This is a genomic window from Nostoc sp. TCL240-02 (assembly GCF_013343235.1).
Lineage (GTDB): Bacteria > Cyanobacteriota > Cyanobacteriia > Cyanobacteriales > Nostocaceae > Nostoc.
In genome coordinates this window covers 6,242,345-6,266,630 of sequence record NZ_CP040094.1, presented here as the reverse complement: position 1 = coordinate 6,266,630, position 24,286 = coordinate 6,242,345, and the positions used below count along the sequence as shown (strand labels likewise).

At 40.1% G+C, this 24,286-nt stretch carries 21 protein-coding genes; 15 read left to right on the top strand and 6 right to left on the bottom strand.

Features of this window, described 5'->3' with window-relative positions; translation table 11 throughout:
• Window positions 1–11 precede the first annotated feature (11 nt).
• Together FBB35_RS26685 and FBB35_RS26680 are read left to right on the top strand one after the other, a co-directional pair.
• Entirely contained in the window at window positions 12–1,934 is a 1,923-nt protein-coding gene (locus FBB35_RS26685) for an Hsp70 family protein (RefSeq protein ID WP_174712151.1), read from the top strand.
• A 141-nt stretch (window positions 1,935–2,075) separates the two neighbouring features.
• The gene (locus tag FBB35_RS26680) at window positions 2,076–2,900 is read left to right on the top strand and encodes a M90 family metallopeptidase (RefSeq protein WP_174712150.1); all 825 of its coding nucleotides are present in this window, start codon (window positions 2,076–2,078) and stop codon (window positions 2,898–2,900) included.
• Between the two features lie 113 nt (window positions 2,901–3,013).
• Here FBB35_RS26680 and FBB35_RS26675 read toward each other — a convergent pair whose 3' ends face one another.
• Both FBB35_RS26675 and FBB35_RS26670 read right to left on the bottom strand, forming a co-directional pair.
• Window positions 3,014–3,469: an EVE domain-containing protein gene (locus FBB35_RS26675; protein ID WP_174712149.1), complete on the bottom strand. Its 456-nt coding sequence runs from the start codon at window positions 3,467–3,469 to the stop codon at window positions 3,014–3,016.
• 134 nt (window positions 3,470–3,603) lie between these two features.
• Window positions 3,604–4,248, bottom strand: a complete 645-nt coding sequence (locus FBB35_RS26670) for a class I SAM-dependent methyltransferase (protein WP_174712148.1) — start codon at window positions 4,246–4,248, stop codon at window positions 3,604–3,606.
• A gap of 137 nt (window positions 4,249–4,385) precedes the next feature.
• On the opposite strand from FBB35_RS26670, the gene FBB35_RS26665 reads away from it, so the two are divergent.
• From FBB35_RS26665 to FBB35_RS26640, 6 genes are all read left to right on the top strand, one after another.
• Complete coding sequence (locus FBB35_RS26665) at window positions 4,386–6,044, top strand: glycosyltransferase family 39 protein (RefSeq protein WP_174712147.1); 1,659 nt, start codon at window positions 4,386–4,388, stop codon at window positions 6,042–6,044.
• Window positions 6,045–6,118: 74 nt separating this feature from the next.
• A complete protein-coding gene (locus FBB35_RS26660; protein WP_012410030.1) occupies window positions 6,119–6,586 on the top strand; it encodes a MarR family winged helix-turn-helix transcriptional regulator in 468 nt (155 codons plus the stop codon).
• Between the two features lie 162 nt (window positions 6,587–6,748).
• Window positions 6,749–8,197 (top strand): HlyD family secretion protein, encoded by a 1,449-nt coding sequence (locus FBB35_RS26655; protein ID WP_174712146.1) that lies wholly within the window; start codon window positions 6,749–6,751, stop codon window positions 8,195–8,197.
• A gap of 119 nt (window positions 8,198–8,316) precedes the next feature.
• A complete protein-coding gene (locus FBB35_RS26650; protein ID WP_174712145.1) occupies window positions 8,317–9,576 on the top strand; it encodes an MFS transporter in 1,260 nt (419 codons plus the stop codon).
• A 74-nt stretch (window positions 9,577–9,650) separates the two neighbouring features.
• Entirely contained in the window at window positions 9,651–11,231 is a 1,581-nt protein-coding gene (locus tag FBB35_RS26645) for a DHA2 family efflux MFS transporter permease subunit (RefSeq protein WP_174712144.1), read from the top strand.
• 48 nt (window positions 11,232–11,279) lie between these two features.
• Entirely contained in the window at window positions 11,280–11,843 is a 564-nt protein-coding gene (locus FBB35_RS26640; protein ID WP_174712143.1) for a Uma2 family endonuclease, read from the top strand.
• 34 nt (window positions 11,844–11,877) lie between these two features.
• Here FBB35_RS26640 and FBB35_RS26635 read toward each other — a convergent pair whose 3' ends face one another.
• Both FBB35_RS26635 and FBB35_RS26630 read right to left on the bottom strand, forming a co-directional pair.
• Window positions 11,878–13,104 (bottom strand): lipopolysaccharide assembly protein LapB, encoded by a 1,227-nt coding sequence (locus FBB35_RS26635; protein ID WP_174712142.1) that lies wholly within the window; start codon window positions 13,102–13,104, stop codon window positions 11,878–11,880.
• A 226-nt stretch (window positions 13,105–13,330) separates the two neighbouring features.
• Window positions 13,331–13,795, bottom strand: a complete 465-nt coding sequence (locus tag FBB35_RS26630) for a hypothetical protein (protein ID WP_174712141.1) — start codon at window positions 13,793–13,795, stop codon at window positions 13,331–13,333.
• Window positions 13,796–13,941: 146 nt separating this feature from the next.
• On the opposite strand from FBB35_RS26630, the gene FBB35_RS26625 reads away from it, so the two are divergent.
• The 3 genes from FBB35_RS26625 to FBB35_RS26615 all read left to right on the top strand — a co-directional run bounded on the left by FBB35_RS26625 (window position 13,942) and on the right by FBB35_RS26615 (window position 16,405).
• On the top strand, window positions 13,942–14,841 hold the full coding sequence (locus FBB35_RS26625) for a YihY/virulence factor BrkB family protein (RefSeq protein WP_174712140.1): 900 nt from the start codon (window positions 13,942–13,944) through the stop codon (window positions 14,839–14,841).
• Between the two features lie 87 nt (window positions 14,842–14,928).
• Window positions 14,929–15,435 (top strand): DUF4112 domain-containing protein, encoded by a 507-nt coding sequence (locus tag FBB35_RS26620; protein WP_174712139.1) that lies wholly within the window; start codon window positions 14,929–14,931, stop codon window positions 15,433–15,435.
• A gap of 19 nt (window positions 15,436–15,454) precedes the next feature.
• Window positions 15,455–16,405: an alpha/beta fold hydrolase gene (locus FBB35_RS26615; RefSeq protein WP_174713780.1), complete on the top strand. Its 951-nt coding sequence runs from the start codon at window positions 15,455–15,457 to the stop codon at window positions 16,403–16,405.
• On the opposite strand, the gene FBB35_RS26610 is transcribed toward FBB35_RS26615, so the two are convergent.
• Together FBB35_RS26610 and FBB35_RS26605 are read right to left on the bottom strand one after the other, a co-directional pair.
• On the bottom strand, window positions 16,385–17,050 hold the full coding sequence (locus FBB35_RS26610; RefSeq protein ID WP_174712138.1) for a class I SAM-dependent methyltransferase: 666 nt from the start codon (window positions 17,048–17,050) through the stop codon (window positions 16,385–16,387). The genes FBB35_RS26615 and FBB35_RS26610 overlap by 21 nt on opposite strands.
• Window positions 17,051–17,141: 91 nt before the next feature.
• Window positions 17,142–18,674, bottom strand: a complete 1,533-nt coding sequence (locus FBB35_RS26605) for a hypothetical protein (RefSeq protein WP_174712137.1) — start codon at window positions 18,672–18,674, stop codon at window positions 17,142–17,144.
• 744 nt (window positions 18,675–19,418) lie between these two features.
• Between FBB35_RS26605 and FBB35_RS26600 the strand changes: the two genes are divergently transcribed.
• From FBB35_RS26600 to FBB35_RS26585, 4 genes are all read left to right on the top strand, one after another.
• Window positions 19,419–19,604, top strand: coding sequence for a hypothetical protein (locus tag FBB35_RS26600; protein WP_174712136.1), 186 nt, complete (start codon window positions 19,419–19,421; stop codon window positions 19,602–19,604).
• 353 nt (window positions 19,605–19,957) lie between these two features.
• Window positions 19,958–21,835, top strand: a complete 1,878-nt coding sequence (locus tag FBB35_RS26595; RefSeq protein ID WP_174712135.1) for an NAD(P)H-quinone oxidoreductase subunit F — start codon at window positions 19,958–19,960, stop codon at window positions 21,833–21,835.
• A 49-nt stretch (window positions 21,836–21,884) separates the two neighbouring features.
• The gene (locus FBB35_RS26590; protein WP_174712134.1) at window positions 21,885–22,610 is read left to right on the top strand and encodes a carbonic anhydrase; all 726 of its coding nucleotides are present in this window, start codon (window positions 21,885–21,887) and stop codon (window positions 22,608–22,610) included.
• Window positions 22,611–22,696: 86 nt separating this feature from the next.
• Window positions 22,697–24,193, top strand: coding sequence for an NADH-quinone oxidoreductase subunit M (locus FBB35_RS26585; protein ID WP_174712133.1), 1,497 nt, complete (start codon window positions 22,697–22,699; stop codon window positions 24,191–24,193).
• Window positions 24,194–24,286: the final 93 nt, after the last annotated feature.

The window sequence follows — 24,286 nt, the reverse complement described above, 5'->3', positions numbered from 1 at the left end:
ACAATAAGGGTATGGAAATTTTAGAAACAATCGGCTTTGATTTGGGGCACGGTGAGACGGCTGTAGCTAAAGCGATAGTGGAAAGCATCGAACCTCCCCAAATGCTAGAGATTAATAACAAAAAGAACCAAATTACAGCCCTTGGTTGGCATCCCAAACTCGGTTATCTGGTCGGCGAACAAGCATTAATTCAAGCTGGCGTTACCCAACTGACAATTTCTTTTAAGCAAAAACCCAACAACGATCCCAAATATCGGGAAACAATTAGCACTTTTGTGGCAACCTACTACCGCCTTTTGAAAGAAAGCAAACAACTTGAAGGTGGGGAAAATAGCTATTTTTACATTGGTTGTCCTTCAGGATGGTCAGTTAGCGATCGCACTGAATACCAAAAGCTACTTCAAGAAGCTGGTATTCCTCAAATAAATGTTGTACCTGAATCGCGGGCTGCTTTTATGCAAGCCAAAGAAGCCAGGAAACTGGAGTATGACAAACTTGTTGCATCGGTGCTAATTGTCGATATTGGTTCTTCAACCACAGATTTTACTCTGGTTAAGAGTTTAGAAGAGATCCCGATAGATTTTGGGAGTAATACTTTAGGTGCATCCCTTATTGACAAGGCTATTTTTGCTCGGACTCTCGCCAACCACGAACAAAAAGCATTACTCGAAAAAGTATTTAAGGAATATCCGCATCACCAAGCTCGTTGTGAACTTGCTTGTCGCAAAGCTAAAGAAGATTACTTTTCTAATGAACAGCTATACAGCGATCCTGAATCCTTTGCGCGTGGCTTCGAGTCGATCAACGAACAGATTTATTTTATTCCCCAAGTCAATAAATTAATGATGGAGGAAATTTTAAACCAGCCCTTACCGGAACTGGAAAATCATAGTTGGGTGCGATCGTTTACCGATTCTTTAACTGAGGCGAAAGAAAAGCTAGAAAAACTTGGAATTGTACCGAAACTTCTGCTGATGACTGGCGGTGCATCTCGCATGAAGTTTACCCACTTTCTTTGTCAAGAAATGTTTCCCGAACCAGAAACGCTGCTTCGCCCCGATCCAGAACCGGAACGCTGCATTGCACTGGGTTTAGCACGAGTAGGACGATGGGATCTGCGTGCTGCTGCTTTTAAAGAAGAAGTCAACAAACTATTTACCTCGAATACGCTCAAAGGTTTGATTCAAAGGCATATACCGGAGTTAATCGAATCACTAACTAAGCCTTTGACAGATGGTTTGATTGTCAACGCAGTTAAACCAGCTTTAAAAGATTGGCAAAAAAACAAAATACGGACTTTAGCCGATTTGGAAACAGTTTTGATCGGTCGGGCAGAACAGTGGCTCAAAAGCGATCGCGCTGTGCAGATAATTAATCATCAATGCGCTTATTGGTTTAGCAATAAAATCCAACCAGATTTAGCCGCACAAACTGATCCAATCTGTCGAAAGTTTCAGATACCTAGAAGCAGTTTGAGGTTCCAGGATAGTATTGACCCAAATTTTGTTAACCCAGAGCTACGAATTGGAGATGCTATTCTAGCTGAGACAGTGGGCTTTATTGTCAATGTAGTAATTGGTGGAGGTACTGTAGCTAGCATCATCACTCTCATATTAACTGGACATTTAACCTGGCCTATTGCCCTAGTCTATGGGGCTTCGGTTATGGCGGCAGGAATGGAACTAAATCGTAAGAGTGTTCAAGAAGCAATCAAGACAAATGTGGATGTACCTAGTTGGGTTCGTTCTAGTTTTTTGAGCGATAAAAAAATTGAGGATATGTGTGAGCAAATAAAGCCTGAGTTAGAGAAAGTTCTTCAAGAACAATTGACAGCAGATCAAGAGGCTTTTGATCAACTGATTAGTAAAGTTGAACAAGGGCTGCAAAAAACCCTTTCTACAAAAGTTCAATCTTGCATAATTTTGATTCAATAGTGATGATATGTGGGATTAGTAGACTTTAGAAAAGAGATAAAAGCCCCATTTAAATTTAGTTATTGAGACACAACAATAACAATTATATTATCTATTTTTTTGTTTTGCAGTGACTGAAATATGTAACCCGCTCAGAAGTCAATGATTCAAACAATAGTTGTTTTTCTCATTATTGCGTTGATTCTCACTGGAATTTTAATCAATCCTGTTATAGTTAAAAAGCGAAGAACTCGTCTCAAACACCGTCCTTTTCCCCCACTGTGGAATGCAATTATTGAGAATAATCTTCCTATTTATCTCTGTCTCTCTCCCGATGAAATCAGACGACTTCAGGGACATATTCAGGTATTTTTAGCAGAAAAGCAATTTATTGGTTGTAGAGGATTACAGGTGACGGAGGAAATGAAACTGACCCTTGCTACGATCGCCTGTTTACTTTTGTTAAATGAACGTGGGCAATACTTCCCTAGACTTCGTTCAATCCTGGTGTATCCCAATGCTTATTTTGTTCAAGAAACGACTTCCATCGGAAAATATGTTGTTGAAGAAAGACGTGTGGCTAGACTAGGAGAATCGTGGACAAATGACCAAGTAGTACTGTCTTGGGAACAGGTGAAACAAGATACTAATAATTGGAGAGATGGACGTAACGTTGTGCTTCATGAATTCGCCCATCAGTTAGATCAAGAAGATGGTAAAGCTGAAGGAGTTCCTATACTACAACGCAATTCAGACTATCCTATTTGGGCGAAGGTGATGACAGAAGCATATCAGCAACTTTGTAACGATGTTCTACAAGGTGCAAAGACGGTAATGGATAGCTATGGTGCAACGAATCCCGCAGAATTTTTTGCCGTAGCAACTGAGACATTCTTTGAGAAACCGCACCAATTGTTGTCTAAGCATCCGGCTCTTTATGAGCAACTGCAACGCTACTATCAATTAGATCCTGAACAATGGGTGTGAACTAAGTAATTAGGCAAGAATAAATCACATTATGTCCAGTTAATCAACCTTCCTTTAAAAATATTCTACGAATTACCTTAGCGTAGCCCATTACGAATTACGAATTATTTCAACTATGAGCTTTTCATCGCCAAAATCTTCAAAGCCACTGCTTCAGGGACAGGCATTACCGATAATCGATTTCCTTGTCTCACCAACATTAAGTCTTCATCGCTAAACTTTTCTTTGAGTATTGATAGCAATATTGGATTAGAAAAAGTCTCAACGAATTCTACTACAACTGTTTGCCACCGAGGGAATTCAGAAGTTGATTTTGGGTCGTAGTATTTACTTTCTGGCTCAAACTGGGTCGGGTCAGCAATATCTTTTTTCACTACACGCATTAACCCAGCAATATTAGGAGGATTAGTGCCGGAGTGATAGAAAAAAGCTAAGTCTCCTTCATCCATAAGGCGCAAAAAGTTGCGAGCTTGATAATTGCGAACGCCGTCCCAGATAGTCTCTTTCTGCTGTTGAAGGTCAGCAATGCTATAGGCTTCTGGTTCTGATTTCATTAGCCAATAATTCATCTACAAAAATTATGTATATACAAAAGCATTTTAATTTTGAGCAGGTAAATAAGTTCGTAGTAAGGACTTTAGTCCTTATTTTTTAAGCACTAAAGTGCTTACTACAAGCCTTCTTGCACTAGCGAATATTTGGCTTAACTGCGATAAGCTATAACGGCATAAAACGGATCTCCTCCAGCTGCACCCAACCACTGAAATAAATTCGGTAATGTTGATTTATGAACTATAACTTCTGCGGTTGTAAATCCTGGAACTGAGGCGAAGTAGGCTTTGATTAATTCTACTCGCTGTGATTCTGAAGCCTCACGCCAAGCCTGAATCGCTTTTTCAAAAAACATCCGGTTAGAAAAGCTGATAACTGCAACACCACCGGGTTTCAGGATGCGATAAATTTCGGAAAATACTGCTTCTGGATATTGCACATACTGCACAGATACGCAATTGAGAACAGCATCAAAATCTTCATCTGGTAAAGGTAGCTGCGGATTTTCGTTAAGATTTTGCACAAAGTAATGATTTAAGCGGGAATTTCGTGCTAGTTCCTCAGCGTTGAGTCCGTGCCCTTCCACATGGTCAAATTGCATCTCCTCTGGTAGATGGGACACCCAGCTGCTCATCATATCAAGAATGCGGGTGTTGGGTTTGAGGCGATCGCGATATAAATCCGTTAGCTGTTGAATAAATCCTTCATCGACATGGGTAACAAAGCGGGGGTAGGCATAGAACAGCTTATCGTCTTTGTCGTCTAATTTCTGGCGTTGATTCGGTCTTAATTGCATAAATCTCTGTTTTGGAGTACTTTTTTCAAAAAATGCGGCAATTTCAGGTATTGTTCAAAAAACACTATGTAACATATTTTAATAACACCAAGACACATAGACGAGTATAAATAGCAGCATTCAATTTTATCAATTCAATGTTTTATAAATTACATATCTTGCGGCATATTTGGCGACAAACGCGCCTAGTGGGATTATTACCATATTTGAGCTTGTTACTTTGGATACTTCCCTTATTATTATTTACTTCTGGGCATAATAGCCTGATGGCACATGATGAAGCGCTTTACGCTTCGCGGGCGCGTCTGATGTTTGATTCTGGTAATTGGATAACTCCTTGGACAACGGCACATCATAAAACCCCTGGCCCTTATTGGTTAATTGCCAGTTTCTACAAGCTGTTTGGTATGAGTGATACTAGTGCGCGTCTTCCTAGTATGATTGCTAGTATTTTTAGCTTATGGCTTGTGTATGAAATCGGCAAAATTATGCTGGGCAAAAAATTAGCAGGGCTTGCTGCTGCAATTTTAAGTGTGGAATTTCTCTGGCTGCAATACTCTCGCTTAAGCACGCCTGATATACCGATGGTTCTATTGGTACTTTTAACTATTTTGTCTTTAATAAAAACAGAATTATATCCTAAATATCGCTATTTTTGGAGTTTTATAGCTGGTTTAAGTTTAGGTTTAGGCTTCTTAGTCAGAAGCTTTATGATTTTTTTGCCAATCATCGCTTTATTCCCTTATTTAATTTGGGAACATCGCCGTCATCATCATCTTACTAACCCAATTTTGTATTTAGGTTTTTTTGTCGGTTTAATACCTACTGGTGTTTGGCTGTGGTTAAGCTGGCTACACTACGGAAATCAGAGTTTTGAAGAGTTGCTCAAGTTTGTTATGCAGCTAGGTTCTGAAAATAATTATAGAAATGATCGGCTGTTTTATTTATGGAATATTCTTTTAAAAGCATTTCCTTGGGCTTTTTTCGGACTTTTAGGTTTATTTTTGACTGTACGTCGTCCTATTCCTCGTTATCAGTTAATATTAGTTGGTTTTCCACTTATCCTATTTTGTGAGCTTAGTCTTTTTAGCACTCGTCTCCCTCATTATAGTCTTTGTCTTTATCCGTTTATAGCTTTGTTTGCATCTGTGGGTTTAAACTGGTTAGGTAGTATTTACCAGACAGGAGTTACCCCCCCATTACCTATTGAAAAAGGTAAAATAAATATATTAAGCCTTTTTGCAAAAAAGAATCTTCCTCGGAATCTCAGTTATGGCTTTGGTGGGTTAGGTATTTTACTTGTTATAGCGAGTCTTGGCATTTTTCGTTGGGGTAGTTTTAATCTTCACAAGTATGCAACTATTGGCTTGGCTATGGGCTTGGGTTGGTTAATTTTACCTGTGGTGTGGATTAGTCGTTACCACTTTGGCAAGAAGTTTCTCACAGCACGTTATTGGATTGCAGGTTGGTTAATTCCCTGTTGGCTGGCTTTGGCGACGATTGGTAGCATCGGTCTGTTAAGTGACTATAACCATGTTTTGAAAACTTTTTTACAACAAAGTGCGATCGCCTCAACTCTCCAATCTCATCCTACCTACTATGTGGAAATAGACCAGAAAACCCAAGTCCTATTTGAGTTCTATCTTCCTATTCATGCCCAGCAAGTAGCCTCTATTTCGCAAATACCAGCTTTGAGCTATGCTTGGATCTATACTGACCAATCCCCTAAATTATCTAGACCTCACCGTATTCTCGGCACTGTCAAAGAGTACCAGTTTATTCAATTTCTTCCCTAAGATAGATGCAAAGCACCTATTGCTAAAAAATGGTAATTTATATATAATATTACGCACACTAAGTATTTTGCTAAATGGTTTCTACATCTAATCATTCCCCAGCTTTAGAGTCGTGGCAGCAAAATCTGGCACCATACAATTTGGGCTACAGAATCAAATTAGTCTCACAATTGCTCAGTCGCAAGTTTACAGATAAGCTAGAACCCTTTGGGCTTACACCATTTCACTGGTTGGTGTTGTGCTGTTTGTGGCAAGAAGATGGTTTACCTACTTCTAGTATTGGAGACAAGCTCAAACAAGTGGGAGGAACTTTAACAGGCGTACTAGATCGGATGGAAGAACGCGGTTTGGTGCGTCGAGAACGCGACACTCACGATCGCCGCATTTGGCGGATCTGGCTAACGGATGCAGGTAAAGAACTAGAAACTATTTTACCCCCAATCGCCGCCGCAGTAAGGGATGAAGCAATGGACGGTATTTCTTTTGCTGACCGAGAACTGTTTTCCCAAATCTTGAATCGGGCGATCGCTAACCTATCCTAAAGATAATTTCACAATCACCCGACTGGGGGAAGTGCTGTAAAGATTTGTTTTGAGATAATATTACGCATACTAAGGAAATAAGATTTTTTTCAGGAAATACTACGCATTCTAAATAAACGACTATCAATCAAATCATCTCATCGAACAAGCGAGTTAAGAATCATGAAAACCAATACATTTAACGGACGCAACCAAAACAAAACCATAGTTATAGAAAAAGAATTGATTCCTAATTCAGAGACTTTAGAAGCTGTAACCGCAGAAGCGCCTGTTGTAACTCCTGAGATCGAGAAAGAAGTTCCACCGAAGCGGAAAAAACCGACTGGTTTGATTTTGGCAGGAATAGGTGTGGGTGCGATCGTCGCAGGTACTTTTGGTTATAACTATTGGCAATATGCCTCCACCCACCAGGAAACAGACAACGCCACTGTTGCGGGAAATATTCACCAAGTTAGTAGCCGCATCCCTGGAACTGTAAGTCAGGTGCTTGTGAATGATAACCAGCTGGTACAACCGGGACAATTGTTAGTGAAGTTAGATCCAAGAGACTATGAAAGTAAGGTACAGCAAGCACAAGCAGCCTTAGAAAATGCGCGTGGACAGGCCCAAGCTGCCCAAGCAAATATTGCTTTAACTTCACAAACCACCACTGGTAAGACAACTCAAGCGCAGGGAGATGTTAGCGGTGCGGTAGCAGCAATTTCCACAGCCCAAGCAGCAGTACAAGAAGCCCAAGCTGGGATACCAGCCGCCCAAGCTGAAGTCAGATTAGCCGAAGCAGGGATTCCCGCCGCCCAAGCGCAGGTAGCGCAAGCAAATGCGAATTTGGAAAATGCCCAAGCAGATTACAATCGCTACAACGAATTGTATAAAAACGGTGCGATCGCTCGTCAGCAGCTAGACGCAGCCAAGGCCGCTTTTAATGTGGCTACGGCACAAAAAAACGCTGCTGTTCAGGGAGTAGAACAAGCCCAAGCCAAGTTAGCCTCTGCGAGAGTTGGTGTTGCCAAAGCCCAGTCTCAACTAGCACAGGCACAAGAAAATGTCACCAACGCCCAAGCGAAATTGGCAGCATCCAAGGGCGGATTGCAACAAGCCACCGCAGGCGGACAAGATACAACAGTCAAACGTAGCCAATACGAAGCGGCAAAAGCTGCGATCGCGCAATCAGAAGCATCGCTCAAAGACGCGCAACTGCAACTATCCTACGCCAATGTTACCGCCCCCAGTGCCGGGCGAGTCGGTAGAAAAAATGTGGAAGTTGGCAACCGAGTTGCAGCAGGAACACCATTAATGGCGATCGTGGATAACGAGTATTGGGTAATTGCAAATTTCAAAGAAACCCAATTAGAAAAGATGCGCCCAGGAGAGACGGCAGAAATCAAGCTAGATGCTTTCCCTCATCATACCTTTGTTGGTCGTGTTGAAAGTCTGTCGCCAGCTTCCGGCGCTCAGTTTGCCTTATTGCCACCGGATAACGCTACAGGTAACTTTACCAAAGTTGTCCAACGCATCCCAGTCAAAGTAGTTTTTGACCAAAAGAGCATTCAAGGATACGAATCGCGGATTACTCCGGGGATGTCTGCGGAAGTAGCTGTGGAAGTCAAGTAATATCAAATTGCCTGCAAACTTCTTTCTTGTTATGACATTCTCCTACATCTATAGAGAGGCGTACAAAGATGAGGTGAAATGATATTTGTGAGAGCAGATTGGTATAAAATAAACCAGACATGAAAAAACCATTACTACCTGCTTTAAGGTCAAAAAACTACCAGTTGTTTTTTGCTGGACAAGGTATTTCCCTAATTGGGACGTGGATGACGCAACTTGCGACGATTTGGCTAGTTTATGACTTGACAAACTCCCCATTAATGCTAGGAATTGTGGGATTTTCGAGTCAAATTCCTAGCTTTTTTTTAGCTCCCTTTGGTGGAGTATTTGTAGATCGATTTTCTCGATATCGTACCTTAATTGGTACACAAGTCTTGGCGATGATTCAATCGTTAGCATTAGCAGTGCTGGCGCTGACTGGTGTGATTCAGGTATGGCACATCATCGCCTTGAGCTTGTGTCAAGGATTTATTAACGCCTTAGATGCGCCAGCTCGCCAAGCATTTGTGCCAGAACTGGTTGAACGCAGAGAAGATTTAGCCAATGCGATCGCCATCAACTCTACCATGATTAACGGTGCTAGATTAATTGGCCCTGCGATCGGAGGTTTACTAATTGCTAGAGTTGGAACTGGCTATTGTTTTTTAATAGACGGTTTAAGCTACATTGCTGTACTCGCCGCTTTATTAGCAATGAAAGTTAAGCCTTGGAAAAATGTGGTGACAGACGGTAATCCCTTACAAAAAGTCAAAGAGGGATTTGTCTATGCCTTTAGCTTTCCACCCATTCGATCGATTTTGTTGCTATCAACTTTAGTCAGTCTCATGGGACTGCAAAACACTATTCTCGTACCAGTTATTGCAGAACAAGTACTCAAAGGTGGTGCAGAAAGTTTGGGTTTTTTGATGGCAGCATCTGGAGTTGGAGCTTTAACTGGTGGGATTTATCTAGCTACGCGCCAAACAATCTTAGGCATTGGTAACTTGATTGCTTTAGCTCCAGCAATTTTAGGAGTTGGTCTAATTGCCTTTTCTTTGTCTCGATTTTTGCCACTTTCTTTATTTACAATGTTATTTGTTGGTTTAGGTACAATTCTCCAGATTGCTGCTAGCAACACATTTTTACAAACAATTGTTGAAGATGAAAAACGTGGGCGATTGATGAGCTTATACACAATGTCATTTTTGGGGATGATTCCTGTGGGTAACTTGTTAGGAGGTGTATTAGCCAGTCGTATTGGCGCACCCAACACTTTAATTATTGATGGGATAGCTTGTATTCTTGGTTCTATAGTTTTTAGCAGACAATTGCCTGCTTTAAGGCAGATAATGCTTCCAATTTATGAGCTAAAGGGCATTGTAATGAGTAAGAGAGCTTAGGATAAAAACAGCAAATAGATGGTATAAAAGTTAATAATAATTTTGTTGCTTAACCTTAAAACTGGAACAACACTATGGCTAATACAGGTGTAATTCGTCAGCAAGCACCACCAGAACGTGTACCGCTAAAAACCTGGATTGGTGTATTAGCCAGTATGCTTGGTGCATTTATGGCAGTATTAGATATTCAAATAACTAATGCTTCACTACAAGATATTCAAGCAAGTTTAGGAGCAACTTTAGAAGAAGGTTCTTGGATCTCTACTGCTTATTTAGTAGCAGAGATTGTGGTAATTCCTTTAACAGGATGGTTATCGCGGGTGTTTTCTCTGCGACGTTATCTGTTAGTAAATACTGTATTATTTATTTTCTTTTCTATATGCTGTGCTTGGTCATGGAATCTCAATTCCATGATTTTATTTCGCGCCTTGCAAGGTTTTAGTGGAGGAGTTTTAATTCCCACTGCTATGACAGTTGTATTAACAACTTTACCTCAATCTAAGCAATCAGTTGGGCTGGCTGCTTTTGGATTTAGTGCCGTTTTTGCACCTTCAATTGGCCCAACATTGGGAGGTTGGTTAACAGAAAATTTTGGTTGGGAATACAACTTTTATATAAATGTAATTCCAGGCGCATTGATGCTAGCTGGAGTTTGGTATGGAATTAAGCAAGAAAAACCCCAAATTAATTTACTGAAACAAGGTGATTGGTGGGGAATTATTGCAATGGCTATTGGGTTAGGTTCCCTGCAAGTTGTTTTAGAAGAAGGTAGCCGCAAAGATTGGTTTAGTTCAGCGCTGATTTTGCGCTTAAGTGCGATCGCAGCAATTTTTCTGGCGATATTTTTCTTTATAGAATTAACTCGTAAGCAACCATTTATTAATTTACGACTTTTGTTTAGGCGGAACTTCGGTTTAGCCAGTATTGTTAACGTGTCCCTGGGGGTGGGATTGTATGGTTCAATTTATATTTTACCGTTGTATCTTGCCCAAATTCAAAAATACAATGCGCTACAAATTGGTGAAGTCTTGATTTGGGCTGGTATTCCTCAACTTTTTATTATTCCACTCATTCCCAAATTGATGCAACGCATTGATGTACGGTTAATGGTAGCTGTTGGCGTAACGTTGTTTTCCATTAGTGCATTTATGAACTCCGGAATGACTAATGAAACGGGCTTAGATCAGTTACGCTGGTCGCAATTTGTGCGTGCAATGGGACAACCCCTAATTATGGTACCGCTAACTTCTATCGCTACTGCTGGATTGAGTCCAAAAGAAGCAGGTTCAGCAAGTGGTTTATTTAATATGATGCGGAATATGGGCGGTTCTATAGGAATTGCATCTTTAGCAACTTTATTAACTAACAGAGAGCAATTTCACTCAAATAGATTGGGTGATGAGATATCTTTATATAACCCAGAAACTCAACAGCGAATTGACCAAATGACACAGTATTTTATCAGCAAAGGAGCAGATTTGAGTACAGCACAAAATCAAGCGATTGCATCCATATCTAACATTGTCCGCCGGGAAGCTTTTGTCATGGCTTTTAACGATTGTTTCTATTTTATTGGTATTGCATTATTACTCAGTGGACTTGCCGTTTTATTCTTCAAAAAGGTGAAGCCATCTGGTGGTGCTGTCGCTCATTAAATTTGTTGTATGGGTTAAAATATTTGATAAAACTACTAAGGTACTAAAATGGTCATCAGCCAAAGTGAGTACTATATCTCTCCAGAAGAATATCTAGAAGGCGAGAAAGTAAGTGAAATTAAACATGAGTATATTGATGGACAAGTCTACGCGATGGCAGGGGCAAGTGATGCTCATGTCACAGTTAGCATGAATGTATCTATGCTGTTACGAAACCATCTCCGGGGTAGTGGATGCCGTGTCTATATGTTGGACATGAAAGCACAGATTGATGTTATCAACCGCTATTTCTATCCTGATGTCATGGTGACTTGTGATACACGAGATAGAGCGTTTGAATATTTTAAATCCAATCCTTGTTTAATTATTGAAGTACTTTCTGAGTCAACAGAAGGCTATGACAGAGGCAAGAAATTCGCTAGTTATCGACACTTAGAATCACTACAAGAGTATGTGCTAATTTCATCAGATCGAATGAGTGTCGAATGCTTCCGCCGCAATGAACAAGGACAGTGGGTACTTTATCCTTATGAACAAGAACAAGAAGTGCATTTAGCTAGCGTTGATTTTCGGTGTGCGATCGCAGAAATATATGAAGATGTATTAAGCTGAAAAGCATCTAAGTTGAATAATCAATTAATAGGTATTATCGATTAGATGATATTTTTTCAATTTGCTTAGTAAAGTATGCTTCTTCATGTTTTAGTTGTTGTGCTATTTCCAACCCTTTTTTAAAAGCTGTTAATGCTTGAGGAAAATCTTTCTGTTCTAGATACAATTGCCCAATTTGGTCATAAGCTTGCATTATCCCGTAAAAGTTGGCAGATTGCGTCTGTGTCTGTACAAGGATTTGGCTAGCCTGCAAAGCCTCGTCTATTTGTCCTTGAGAACGGTACAGTGCAATTAACTTCTGCAAAGCGTCACCAGCACGAACATACTCGCGTAATTGCCAAGCAGTGGTATAAGCCTCTTGATAATTATTAAAAGCTTCTAGCAGTAAGTTAGGATCTTTCTTGGCTAGAGATTCGTAATTTGCAGCGATCGCTAGCTTTAATTCTGGGATTACAGTAATATTATTTTCACTAGTGTAAATTTTTACTAATTTATTAAGTACATTCAATGACTGCTGCGGTTGTTGTGTCTGCTCATAAATGTAAGCCAGCCGTTGCAGATATGTTACCTCATTTACACGTTCGCCAAGAGATGTAGCTAAACTCAATAATTCCTCGTAGACTGGGGCGGCTTTGGTATAATCAAACCAAGTTAAATGTAGTTCCCCAATTGTCTTAAGGATTTCTACTACTGCTGCTGTATCTTTTTGCTGCCGCACCACTAATAAAACTTGGTCGTAAGCTTCTACAGCTAGTTTAATCGATCGTACATTTTGGTAAGCTTGGGCCAGCGATCGCCATAATTCCAGATCAACTTGGGCAGTTGTTTTCTGAGATTGCGCCTGCTTTTGAATTGCTTGCAATCGCTGCGTAATATATTGTACTTCTTCCCCATCATTTTGCTTCCAAGCGATCGCGCCGACTCGTGATAGTGCTTGCACCTCTGCTAACGAACCTAAAAAGCGCCGCAAGCGAAGTTCCCGGTTCCAAATTTCAAACGCCCCCACCTGATCCCCTGCTTGCAGCTTCGCTGCTGCTTGCTGATTTAAGGCATCCAGCGCTGGTTCTAAGTTTTGCTGTTCTTGGAGAGTTAACGGCTGTTTATCTTTGGGCAAACGTGGTAACAGTGGATCGGGTGTGGTGATTTCTAGAGGATTAGGGGGAAATTCATCCGGTGGTTTGGGCTTTTTAGTCTGTGCCAGCGTTAAGGAGTTGCTAAAGAGTATAGCGGCAGTAACAATCACAATTAAGCGCCTGAGCATGGGTACTTTACCTTACCTTGAGTTGTTTGCATGAGTTAATTCTCCCCATGCCCTATTATTTTTACCTTATTTCAACAATTCCGAGGCGTAATACTAATTCACGAGCATCGCAAAACCCAAAGCTTTAGTCTTTGGGTGATAAGTAGCTCAACCTTATATAGCAGTCCTAAATGATTCATGAACAACAAGAACCCTGGTTTCTTTAATAAACCGGGGTTTAGGCGGGTCATTGACTTTCTTTTTCTCCTTTGGTTCGTTCCTGTGTCAAGCTATCAATTGCATCACCCAAAGCAGTAGTAAGGCTATTGCGGGTTTGGGCGTGGTTATCCTGCTCAGTTTTCAAAGCTTGCAAGAGGCGATCGCGTTCTTTGATTACGGCGATGAGTTTAGTTTGTAACTCCTCCACAGATTTTAGTTGTTCTATCTCTTGGTGAATCGCTGTTAGTGTTGTCCCAGCAGCCAGTGTCTCGACCTCAAGACCCCGGAGTTTATGCAAGTCTGCCTTGAGTGATGCGATCGCCTGTTGGGACAGTTGAGCATCTGTGCGGCGTTGTTCTGCTTCTGTATTGTAAAGCTGTCGCCATTTTTGGGCACTTTCCCAAGCCGTATCGCGATCGCTCTGAAGTGCCGCCATCTGCTCTCTGAGTTCCTGGATTTCTGTCAACCACTGTTGTGTAAAATCTTGATTCATAAATTAAATAGTCATTTGTCATTTGTCATTCTCCCCCTGCCCCTCGCTCTCCCCACTCGGTATTATTGCGGTAAAAAGATAAATGCGATCGCTACGCAAAATTTGGCACAGTAGTTAAGAAACCTAACCAGTTTTAACTCTAAATTATGCCAAAGCCCCGTTTTTTTCGCTTCTTTTACTACCTCAATTGGCGCACGCTCAAAAAAACTTTTGTTAGGACAATGGAAAGACGACTTTTGGGACTAGCCTCAGAAATCGCCTTCAATGCCATGTTATCGCTGTTTCCAGCGATTCTTGCTGTCCTCACAGCCATTGGTTTATTGGCAGAATCTTTACAAGCTACCTTTAAACAATTAGCGGCCCAACTTAGTCAAATCCTACCCGAACAAGCCCTGGTTCTAATTCGTGATTTTGCTACCACAGAAATTACTAATTCTAGAAACAGTGGCTTATTTTCTTTGAGCTTTGCATTAGCAATTTGGACTGCTTCTGGGGCGGTGAGTACCGCTATGACAGCCCTCGACCAAATTCATCAAATTCCTTCAGAAAATATGCGCCCCTTTTGGAAAGCCAAGCTCGTCTCTCTGGGATTAACAGTTGGTACTATGTTGCTTTTAGTGCTGGCTTCTTTCTTAGTGTTTACCAGCGATTGGCTTTTGGGAATAGTAGTACGCGAAAATAGTTCCTTGATCGTCTTATTACATCTTTGGCAGTTGTTACGTTGGCCTTTAGCTTTAAGTATTGTTGCTGTTGCTTTTGGCTTTGTCTATCGCTACGGACCAAGTGTATGGAACCCAGGCACGCCAATGATGCCTGGAGCAATTTTGGCAGCTGTTTTCTGGGCAATATTGTCTGCCCTATTTCGGCTTTATGTGGCGAATTTTGGCAATTATAATAAAGTATATGGTGCAGTAGGGGCTGTGATAGTTTTAATGCTATGGCTATCGATGAGCGCTGCTGTACTGTTAATCGGCGATCAGCTGAACGTGACAGTCGGTGAAGATATGCGCCTAAAAGCACAGTCACAATCTAACGAAAAATATTAATTTGTAAATCCTTGAGAAAACTTTTGCAAAAGCTCAGTAGGGGAGTAAAATGTCTAACGATTCAATGCAAAATTAGCGATCGCTTTCATGCCAGATTCTCCTACTCGGTTTTCTATGATTGAACCTGATGCTAAAGCACCCACCTTGAAGCGCCTGCGTCAGTTAAGTCGGCTGCTGGATAATGTTATTACTATTCCTGGTACAAAGATTGGTTTTGGTCTAGATCCAATTTTAGGACTTATACCTATTGGTGGTGATTTTTTGGGAGTCATGTTTTCTAGCTATATCATCCTAGAAGCAGCGCGGCTGGGTGTCTCTAGAGCCACTTTAGGCAAAATGGTTGTAAATGTTATCGTTGATGGCTTGGTAGGCACTGTCCCCGTTTTGGGAGACTTTTTTGATTTTGCCTGGAGAGCTAACACTAATAATATCAAGCTATTGGAAGAATACTTAAAGTTTCCCAGCGAGCAAAAGAGTGCAGATAGGTTATTTATCATTGCTCTTTTGGTTGGATTGTTGCTAATATCCATTATTTTAGTAGCATTACCCGTAATCCTAATTAGAATATTCTGGAACGCTTTAACTGGTGGTTAATTTATTAATAGATAACGGAATGAAAGATTGGTGGCAAGCTACTTTTCCCAAAGGACGGCAAACTTTAATTATTACTGATGCTAAAGGCTATCCTGTACAAATTTCTTATGGCGAAAAAGGTAAAGGAAAACCGCTAATTTTATTACATGGTATGGGTAGTTGGAGCTATAATTGGCGACACAGCGTCACAGAATTATCTAAATATTTTCGGGTAATTTGTTTTGATGCCAAAGGTTTTGGCTTTTCTGAAAAACCATTGTCTCGTCGAGAACACAATGGTCATCAAGTTATTGAGTTTCAAAGAATTATTCAGGCATTATGTGATGAACCCGCAGTGATTGTAGCAGAATCTCTGGGGGGATTAGTTGCCCTTGCTCTTGCTCAAGAAAATCCGCAGTTAATCGGGCAGCTAGTAGTAGTAAATGTACCTGTTTTTGCCCAACGTCTACCCCATTGGGCTATGGGATTACTTGCCCAAACTCCTCTAGAAATCATCCAAACAGTTGACTCCTTACGTCTAGCATATTTGTTTGCACCTCTATTAAGAGAAATTATGGCAATAGAAAGACGTGGGGTATTATTTGATCCGTCAATTTTGACAAAAGAAGATGTCTATTGGATAACTTATCCGTTTATTCAATTTCCTGGTACGATTGTCAAAGTTGCCGAAGAGTTACAAATAGCAGCGCGAGAAATTGAGAATTGGCAAGCAAATAAGCCAAATATGCTTACCAAAATTCAAAATAAACTAAGTGCAATTAAGTGTCCTACATTAGTTTTGTGGGGGGATCAAGATAGTTGGTTTCCTGCTACTCATGGTGAAAAATTACATCAGCATATCCCAAATTCCAAATTAAAAATTTTGTCTAACTGCTATCATGACGCTTCAAGTGGTGCTTCTAAGGAGTTGAATGCAGCGATTCTGGAATTTTTACGGGATGGTAACACATTAAGACCGCTTGATGGCTAAGGTAAGTCCATCGGCAATGGGGACAAGGGAAAGTGTTACCCGTTCATCATGATGTAACTTCTCATTGAGTGCGCGAATCGATTGGGTGCTTTCATCTTGATTTTCCGGGTCAGCAACTTGTCCTGACCATAAAACATTATCAATCACAATTAAGCCACCTGGACGCAATAATTGCAGCGATCGCTCATAATATCCATCATAATTTTCTTTATCAGCATCAATAAAAGCAAAATCAAATGTCTCGGCTTGTCCAGTTGCCAACAGCTGATCTAAAGTTTCTAAACCTGGAGCCAATCGTAGATCGATTTTATGGGCAACTCCGGCTTCTTGCCAATATCGGCGGGCGATCGCAGTAAATTCTTCACTCACATCAGCAGCAATAATTTTACCATCATCAGGAAGTGCTAAAGCAACTGAGAGTGAGCTATAACCTGTAAATACACCAACTTCTAGGGTTTTCTTGGCTCCAATCAGCTGTACTAGCAGTCTCATAAACTGCCCTTGTTCTGGTGAAATCTGCATTGTGCTTCTGTGATGACTGGCAGTTTCTTGGCGCAACTTCAAAAGAATCTCTGGTTCCCGCAGTGAAACGGATAAAAGGTAATTATAGAGTTGATCGTCAAGACCTATAGACTGTTTTGGCATGGTAGATGAGAGAATTGCAATAATCTACAGTTATACTATCGCCTAAAAGTGGTTTATCAAACATACAATAAGAAAACTTTTAAAATATCCTCTAAATTCTCACTTCGGAGTCTTCCTTTAAGATATACCAAATACCGTTATTATTTTGACGTAAAATCTGATATTTTTGCTCAACAAATTCCAACAGATTTGGAAATTTGTCTTTGATTATAGCCTGTGGTTCGTAATCAATAAAAATATAAGGAGGCTTTGATGAATCTAACTGCTTTATAAGTGCTAACCATTGCTCAGATAGAAAATATTCAAGGGCCCAACCACGTAGTATTGTTGCTTGAGTCCGACCAGAAAAATAGTAAATAGATGGATCGCCAGCTACATAAATATCACCAACAATATCTCCTGGTTGAGATATAAAATTAGCTTCTGAATGAAGAGATGGATATTTTGGTCTAAAGACAGCCTGATATTGCAATCGTGTATCTTCAGTTAAAGCAAAATTATTATTAACCAGAGTAATACTCTTTTTTACGAGAGTAAAAGAGAAAGGTAAAAACAATAAAAATACCAGCATAATAGTTGGGATTCGAGACTTTAATCCTTTTAAAGACTCCCACAATATATCTAATCCCTTAGTTGCTAAAATACCTATAGGTACAAACAATAGTAAATAATGGTATTCCCACAATGCTGTTTCCTGCAAAAAAATAACAGACAAACCAAAAATACACCAAACAACAAGTAGTAAAGTCAATATATTCTTCGACTTATACAATGATACATATACTGCAACAGCAGCCATTAAAATTAAAGGGTAAAAGTTCTGTAATAACCATTTTGTTCCCAAAATAAAATTAGTCTGATTAAATACAGCATTAGCAACAATCATCGGTGGATATATAAAAAATGTCTTAAGCACTATTGCAAAACTATTAACCGAGATAAAGTAGCTGGCAACAACCAAAAGAGGAAATGTAACTCCTATAAAAATTGGGATAAAAATCTCACTGAAGTTTTTTTGAATACTGTCGCCTTTTATTAATATAGAATACATTAATATAGTTAGCCAAAACGAAACCAATATAAGCAGGAATAAAAATTTAAATAAAAGCACAAGTCCGCCTAATAAGCCTGACATTAAAAGCAGATAAAATCTTTGTTTTCCCTCCTTTTTAAAAGATTTAAAAGTAGCCCAAAAGCAAAGGAATAAAGGGAAACCGACAAGTGCTTCTACTTGAGTCAGATGCCAAGCACCGGAAACAATATAGTAAACGCCAACTGTTAATAAAGGTACTAGACTTGCAATTATCTGATGTCGAAAATAGCTTTTTAGAGTCAGCAGCAATATTATCGAAAAAAATACCATGTAAATAAGTTCAAATACATGGATACCAATCTCATTAAAACCAAATAAAGTTCCTGCTAAAAAATAAAATGAGAAAATTCCCGGTTGTTTAATATCCCAAAAATCTCGATAAAGTACCTTTCCTTGTTGCATTTCCAAAGCACCTAGCCTAAAAAATGCTTGATCTCCGTCAAATGGAAAAGGTAAATGTATCAGACCAATAATGACAATAGCAATCAAAACTATAAAGTCAATTTTATTTAATTTAGCAATATTAATCATGGAAGTTTAAATTTGTATTTAAGTGACTATTTCGCAGTAGTTATTATCCTAATAAGATAACAAAAAAGCTGTCATTTTTTCATTACTTATAATACCTAAAAACTGTAATCAAGAAAGATTATGAGTCTATTGGTACTTAATTTTATGCTTAACTTTGTTATGTTTTGCCACACCTTTTAGAGTTTGCAAATGTTTGCAGTGCAAGCAAAACTCTATCTTCATATATGATTGTAATAAGTAGGTGGGTATGAAAAAATTCAACTATGTAAAGATACAGTATTTTACAAATAATTTAGGTACAAATGCATAACTCACGCATCAGATAGATTTTCTACCTCTTGCTTCTCCTAAGGGGAGACGCTAAAAGCGATCTCTCTGCTGCCGTAATACTGCACGATCATACCTAAAAACCCGTAGCTCTTTGTATTTCACACAAAAGAAAGCTGCTGTAAATAGGTAGGTGCAACGTACTAAACTATTGCTTTGATCAACTATGAGTATATCGGTAACTATGTGGTGTGTATGTGAAGTATTAATGTAGATATGGGCTAATACGCTTGGGTTTGTGATATTTTGTCTAGTCCAGACCACTCACTTGCTTCAATTGGAGGAACCTCTGACTTCGCAGACTCACTAACGCTTTCAGCGTCTCCTTTTTTTAAGGAGGTTTAGGATGATCAAGCCTTAACTAGAACTTATTAGGATATAGAAACAGCACAATAACTTTAAATATAGGAAATACTGATGGAACGTTCAAAATTAATTGCTATTCTTACAGGTGCGATTTCGGTTATTTTAGCGATCGCTTACCTAATTTTAGTCCAACTACTGGACTACCGAGACATGAAACCCGCCCCCATCAGCCAATTTGATCAAACACCTGCAATTATCTCTTACTTTTGGCAGGTTGACAAAATGACCGAAATGTAAGTCCAATTTTGTTTGCTAACTTCTTGTAGAGACGCAATTGATTGCGTCTCTTGTCATTTACGTCAATAAGTAAAAACTCATAATGACTATTGATTAAATTAACGATTGGTTCATAGATAAAAAGCAATAGCTATTATTCATGACTCAAATGGTCTATTATATAAGATTTATTTAGAGTATTTATCTTAGATTTGTTTAGATAAAGTAATTCCATTTGGACAGATATAAAGGTAAGCTATTTTAACAAGATTAAATAAAGATAAATTTCTCTTATCTGCAATTGCTGGGTAACAGGGATCAATGCAAATTGATTCAAAACCCCAAACCTTTCATGAAAATATAGAGGTAAGTTGATGGCTCAGTTTCTACTTGAGACTGTTTGGCTAGTTCCTTGCTATGCCTTAATGGGTGGCTTGTTAGCCGTGCCTTGGTCGCCGGGGATCATTCGAAAAACCGGGCCAAGACCAGCGGGTTACATAAACTTGGTGATGACATTTTTTGCGTTTGTACATAGTGCTATTGCCTTACAAGCAACTTGGAATCATCTACCCCAAGAAGTATTTATTCCTTGGTTATCTACAGCTGGTTTAGACCTCACCATTGCTTTAGAAATATCCTCGGTCAGCGTCGGCGCTTTAGTTGTAATTACTGGTTTGAATTTGTTGGCGCAGATTTATGCCATCGGTTACATGGAGATGGATTGGGGCTGGGGACGCTTCTATTCCTTATTGGGATTATTTGAAGCGGGACTATGCGCCCTCGTTCTGTGTAATAACTTGTTCTTCAGCTATGTAATTTTGGAAGTCCTCACACTGGGAACCTATCTATTAGTTGGCTTATGGTTTAGCCAGCCGTTAGTAGTCTCAGGTGCAAGAGACGCTTTCTTAACCAAGCGGGTGGGAGACTTATTCTTGCTGATGGGCGTGTTGGCATTATGGCCCCTCGCTGGAACTTGGAGTTATCCAGAACTAGCTGAGTGGGCGGCTACTGCTAACGTCAATCCAACAACAATGGCACTGGTAGGTTTAGCCTTAATTGCCGGGCCGATGGGTAAATGTGCCCAGTTCCCCCTGCATTTGTGGTTGGATGAAGCAATGGAAGGCCCAGTTCCCAGTACAATTTTGCGGAATTCTGTAGTGGTTGCTAGTGGTGCATGGGTGCTGATTAAACTGCAACCTGTGTTAAGCCTGTCGCCCATAGTTTCTTCTGCGATGGTCGCTATTGGGGTAGTGACAGCGATTGGTGCTTCTTTAATTGCGATCGCTCAAGTTGATCTTAAACGCTGTCAATCCTATTCTGTCAGTGCATACATGGGTTTAGTATTCATTGCCGTGGGAACGCAACAAGATGAAGCAGCGCTGTTGTTAGTACTCACCCATGCTATATCCGCAGCCCTATTGGTAATGAGTACCGGCGGAATTATCTGGAATAGTATCACTCAAGATGTTACCCAATTAGGCGGATTGTGGACACGTCGCCCGATTTCAGCAATAGCTTTTATCGTTGGGACTTTGGGGTTAATTGGTTTTCCACCACTAGGTAGCTTTTGGGCATTAGTAAAACTAGCAGATGGGTTGTGGGAAACGCAACCTTGGTTAGTGGGAGTAGTAATAGCTGTAAATGCTTTGACAGCCGTGAGTTTAACCAGAGAATTTGGTTTAATTTTTGGCGGTAAAGCTACACAAATGAGTCAGCGATCGCCTGAAGCACACTGGCCGATGGTTTTGCCGATGATAATTTTACTTGCCTTTAGTCTACATCTTCCTTTAGTGTTGCAAAATTTATCACTTTTACCAGATTGGGAAGCTTTAAATAAAGATGTCGTACTACTTTTAATTTGGTCAAGTATTTCCGGTTGCAGCCTCACTGGTGTGGTTTATTTAGGCAATATTCTTAAACCGATTCGTCTCCCTTGGAAAGGTTTACAAGACTTATTCGCATACGACTTTTATACCCCCAAACTCTATCGGATAACCATTATTTTTGGCGTTGCCAAAATTTCCCAACTTGCCGATATGATTGACCGCTTTGTTGTCGATGGCATCGTTAATTTCGTTGGTTTATTTTCACTATTAGGTGGTGAAGGTCTTAAATACAGCACCTCTGGACAAACCCAGTTTTACGCCTTAACCGTCTTATTAGGAGTAAGCGTTTTAGGAATGTGGGTAGCTTGGCCATTTTGGGGAGTGCAGTTTTTAAATTTGATTTCTCAAATTTCGACAGTTGGGTAGTTAAATACCGTTTATTACAAGCAGACATTAATATTGTGAGGGTAATTCCATGAGCAGACAACATCCACAAATCAATCTTTCCAGAAGGAGTCTATTCAAGTTTGGTGCAGGTGCCATCGGTACAGGCGTACTGACAGCCGGACTTGGCTCAAATTTACTTGCAGCCGAAAAAAAAGCCCCACCAGCGCCAGCAGAAAATGATATTACCCCCGATAAGGCATTGCAAGAGTTATTAGATGGGAATGAAAGATTTGTCAAAACAAAACGTCGCAATCCCAACCAAACCCATTCACGTTTAGTCGAAGTTGCCAAAGGTCAAAAGCCTTTTGCTTCTATTTTAGGTTGTGCAGATTCACGCGTACCATCAGAGATTATTTTTGACCAAGGACTTGGAGATTTATTTGTCTGTCGCATAGCTGGAAATATTGCCACAACACAGCAAATTGGTAGCTTAGAATTTGGCAGCTTAGTGTTAGGCACTAAAGTCATCATGGTAATAGGACATGAAAGATGTGGTGCTGTAGATGCTGCTATTAAAGGCGCTCCAGTCCCAGGACAAATTGGAAGTTTGCTTGAAGCAATTAAACCAAGTGTAGAAAGTACCAAAGGAAAATCAGGAGATAAGTTAGAAAATGCTTGTAAAGCAAATGTTTTAGCGCAAGTTGAGAAATTGAAGTCATCGTCAGTTTTATCTGAATTAATCAAGGCAGAAAAGCTGAAAATAGTCGGTGGTTATTACGATTTAGATACTGGCAAAATCAGTCTAGTAAGTTAGCTTTTTTGTCCTTTGTCATTAGTCATTGGTCATTACTAAGGTACAAAGGACAAATAATAAAGGAGAAATAACAAAGGAAAAATGTGATGTTAAGTGTTTTGATTTGGCTCCCTATTTTAGCCGCCGCTCTGATAGCAATATTACCTGTAAGTTTCCCTAATCATCGTATTCGTTTAACAGCATTAATTTTTTCCGGAACAGTTCTTGCCTGGAACATATTTATCCTGCTAAAATTTGATATTAGCAATCCAGGAATGCAATTTAAAGAGTATTTGCCCTGGAATGAAACCCTTGGATTAAACTATCAAATAGGTGTTGATGGGCTTTCTATATTAATGTTGGTGCTAAATAGCCTGCTCACCTGGATTTCAATTTACAGCAGCAATAAAGAAACTGAACGCCCCCGACTGTTCTACTCCATGATTTTATTAGTGAGTGGAGGAGTTGCAGGTGCTTTCCTCGCTGAAAATTTACTGCTATTCTTCCTATTCTACGAACTAGAATTAATCCCCTTCTACTTGCTAATTTCCATTTGGGGGGGGTCAAAACGGGGTTATGCTGGGATTAAATTCCTAATTTATACTGCGGTTTCGGGAGCATTAATTCTGGTAACATTCTTGGGTATGGTGTGGCTGAGTGGTTCTACCAATTTTGCTTTTGATGCAGTCTCTACAGAAAATGTGTCAACAGCAAAACAAATCCTTTTACTAGCAGGAATAGTCTTAGGTTTTGGTATTAAAATTCCCTTAGTTCCCTTCCATACTTGGCTACCCGATGCTTACGTTGAGGCTTCAGCACCAATTGCCATTCTTCTCGGTGGTGTGTTGGCAAAGCTGGGAACTTATGGATTGTTGCGATTTGGATTGGGTATGTTTCCCCATGCTTGGAGTATTATTGCACCGACTCTGGCGATCTGGGGAGCAATCAGCGCTATCTATGGGGCGGTAATTGCGATCGCTCAAAAAGATATCAAGCGCATGGTAGCATACAGTTCCGTCGGTCACATGGGTTATATCTTGCTAGCTGGTGCTGCTAGTACTCCCTTAGCACTCGTTGGTGCAGTCGCCCAAATGTTTAGTCACGGTATCATCCTGGCGATTCTCTTCCACTTGGTGGGAGTCGTAGAAGCCAAAGTCGGTACGCGCGAGTTAGATAAACTCAATGGTTTAATGAGTCCCATACGCGGCTTACCCTTAATTAGCGCCTTACTAGTTTTAGGTGGGATGGCTAGTGCTGGTATTCCCGGTTTAACAGGATTCATCGCCGAATTTATCGTCTTTCAAGGTAGTTTCTCTGCCTTTCCCATCCCAACTATTTTGTGTGTAGTAGCTAGTGGATTAACCGCAGTTTATTTTGTCATTCTCCTCAACCGCACTTGTTTTGGCAGACTAGATAACTTCGCTTACTATCCTAAAGTTCTTTGGTCTGAAAAAATCCCAGCTTTAATTTTGGCAGCCTTTATCATCTTTTTGGGAATACAACCCACTTGGTTGGTGCGTTGGAGTGAATCTACAACTACAACAATGGTGGCTGCAATTTCCCCGTTAGAAAAAACCGTAATCTCTGAAGTAGCGCTGAAATAGTAAATACATCAAAAGACTTGTGAGACGGCGATAAATCGCGTCTCAAAACCTATCCCCCAGACGCGATAAATCGCGTCTCTACCAATTAATTTA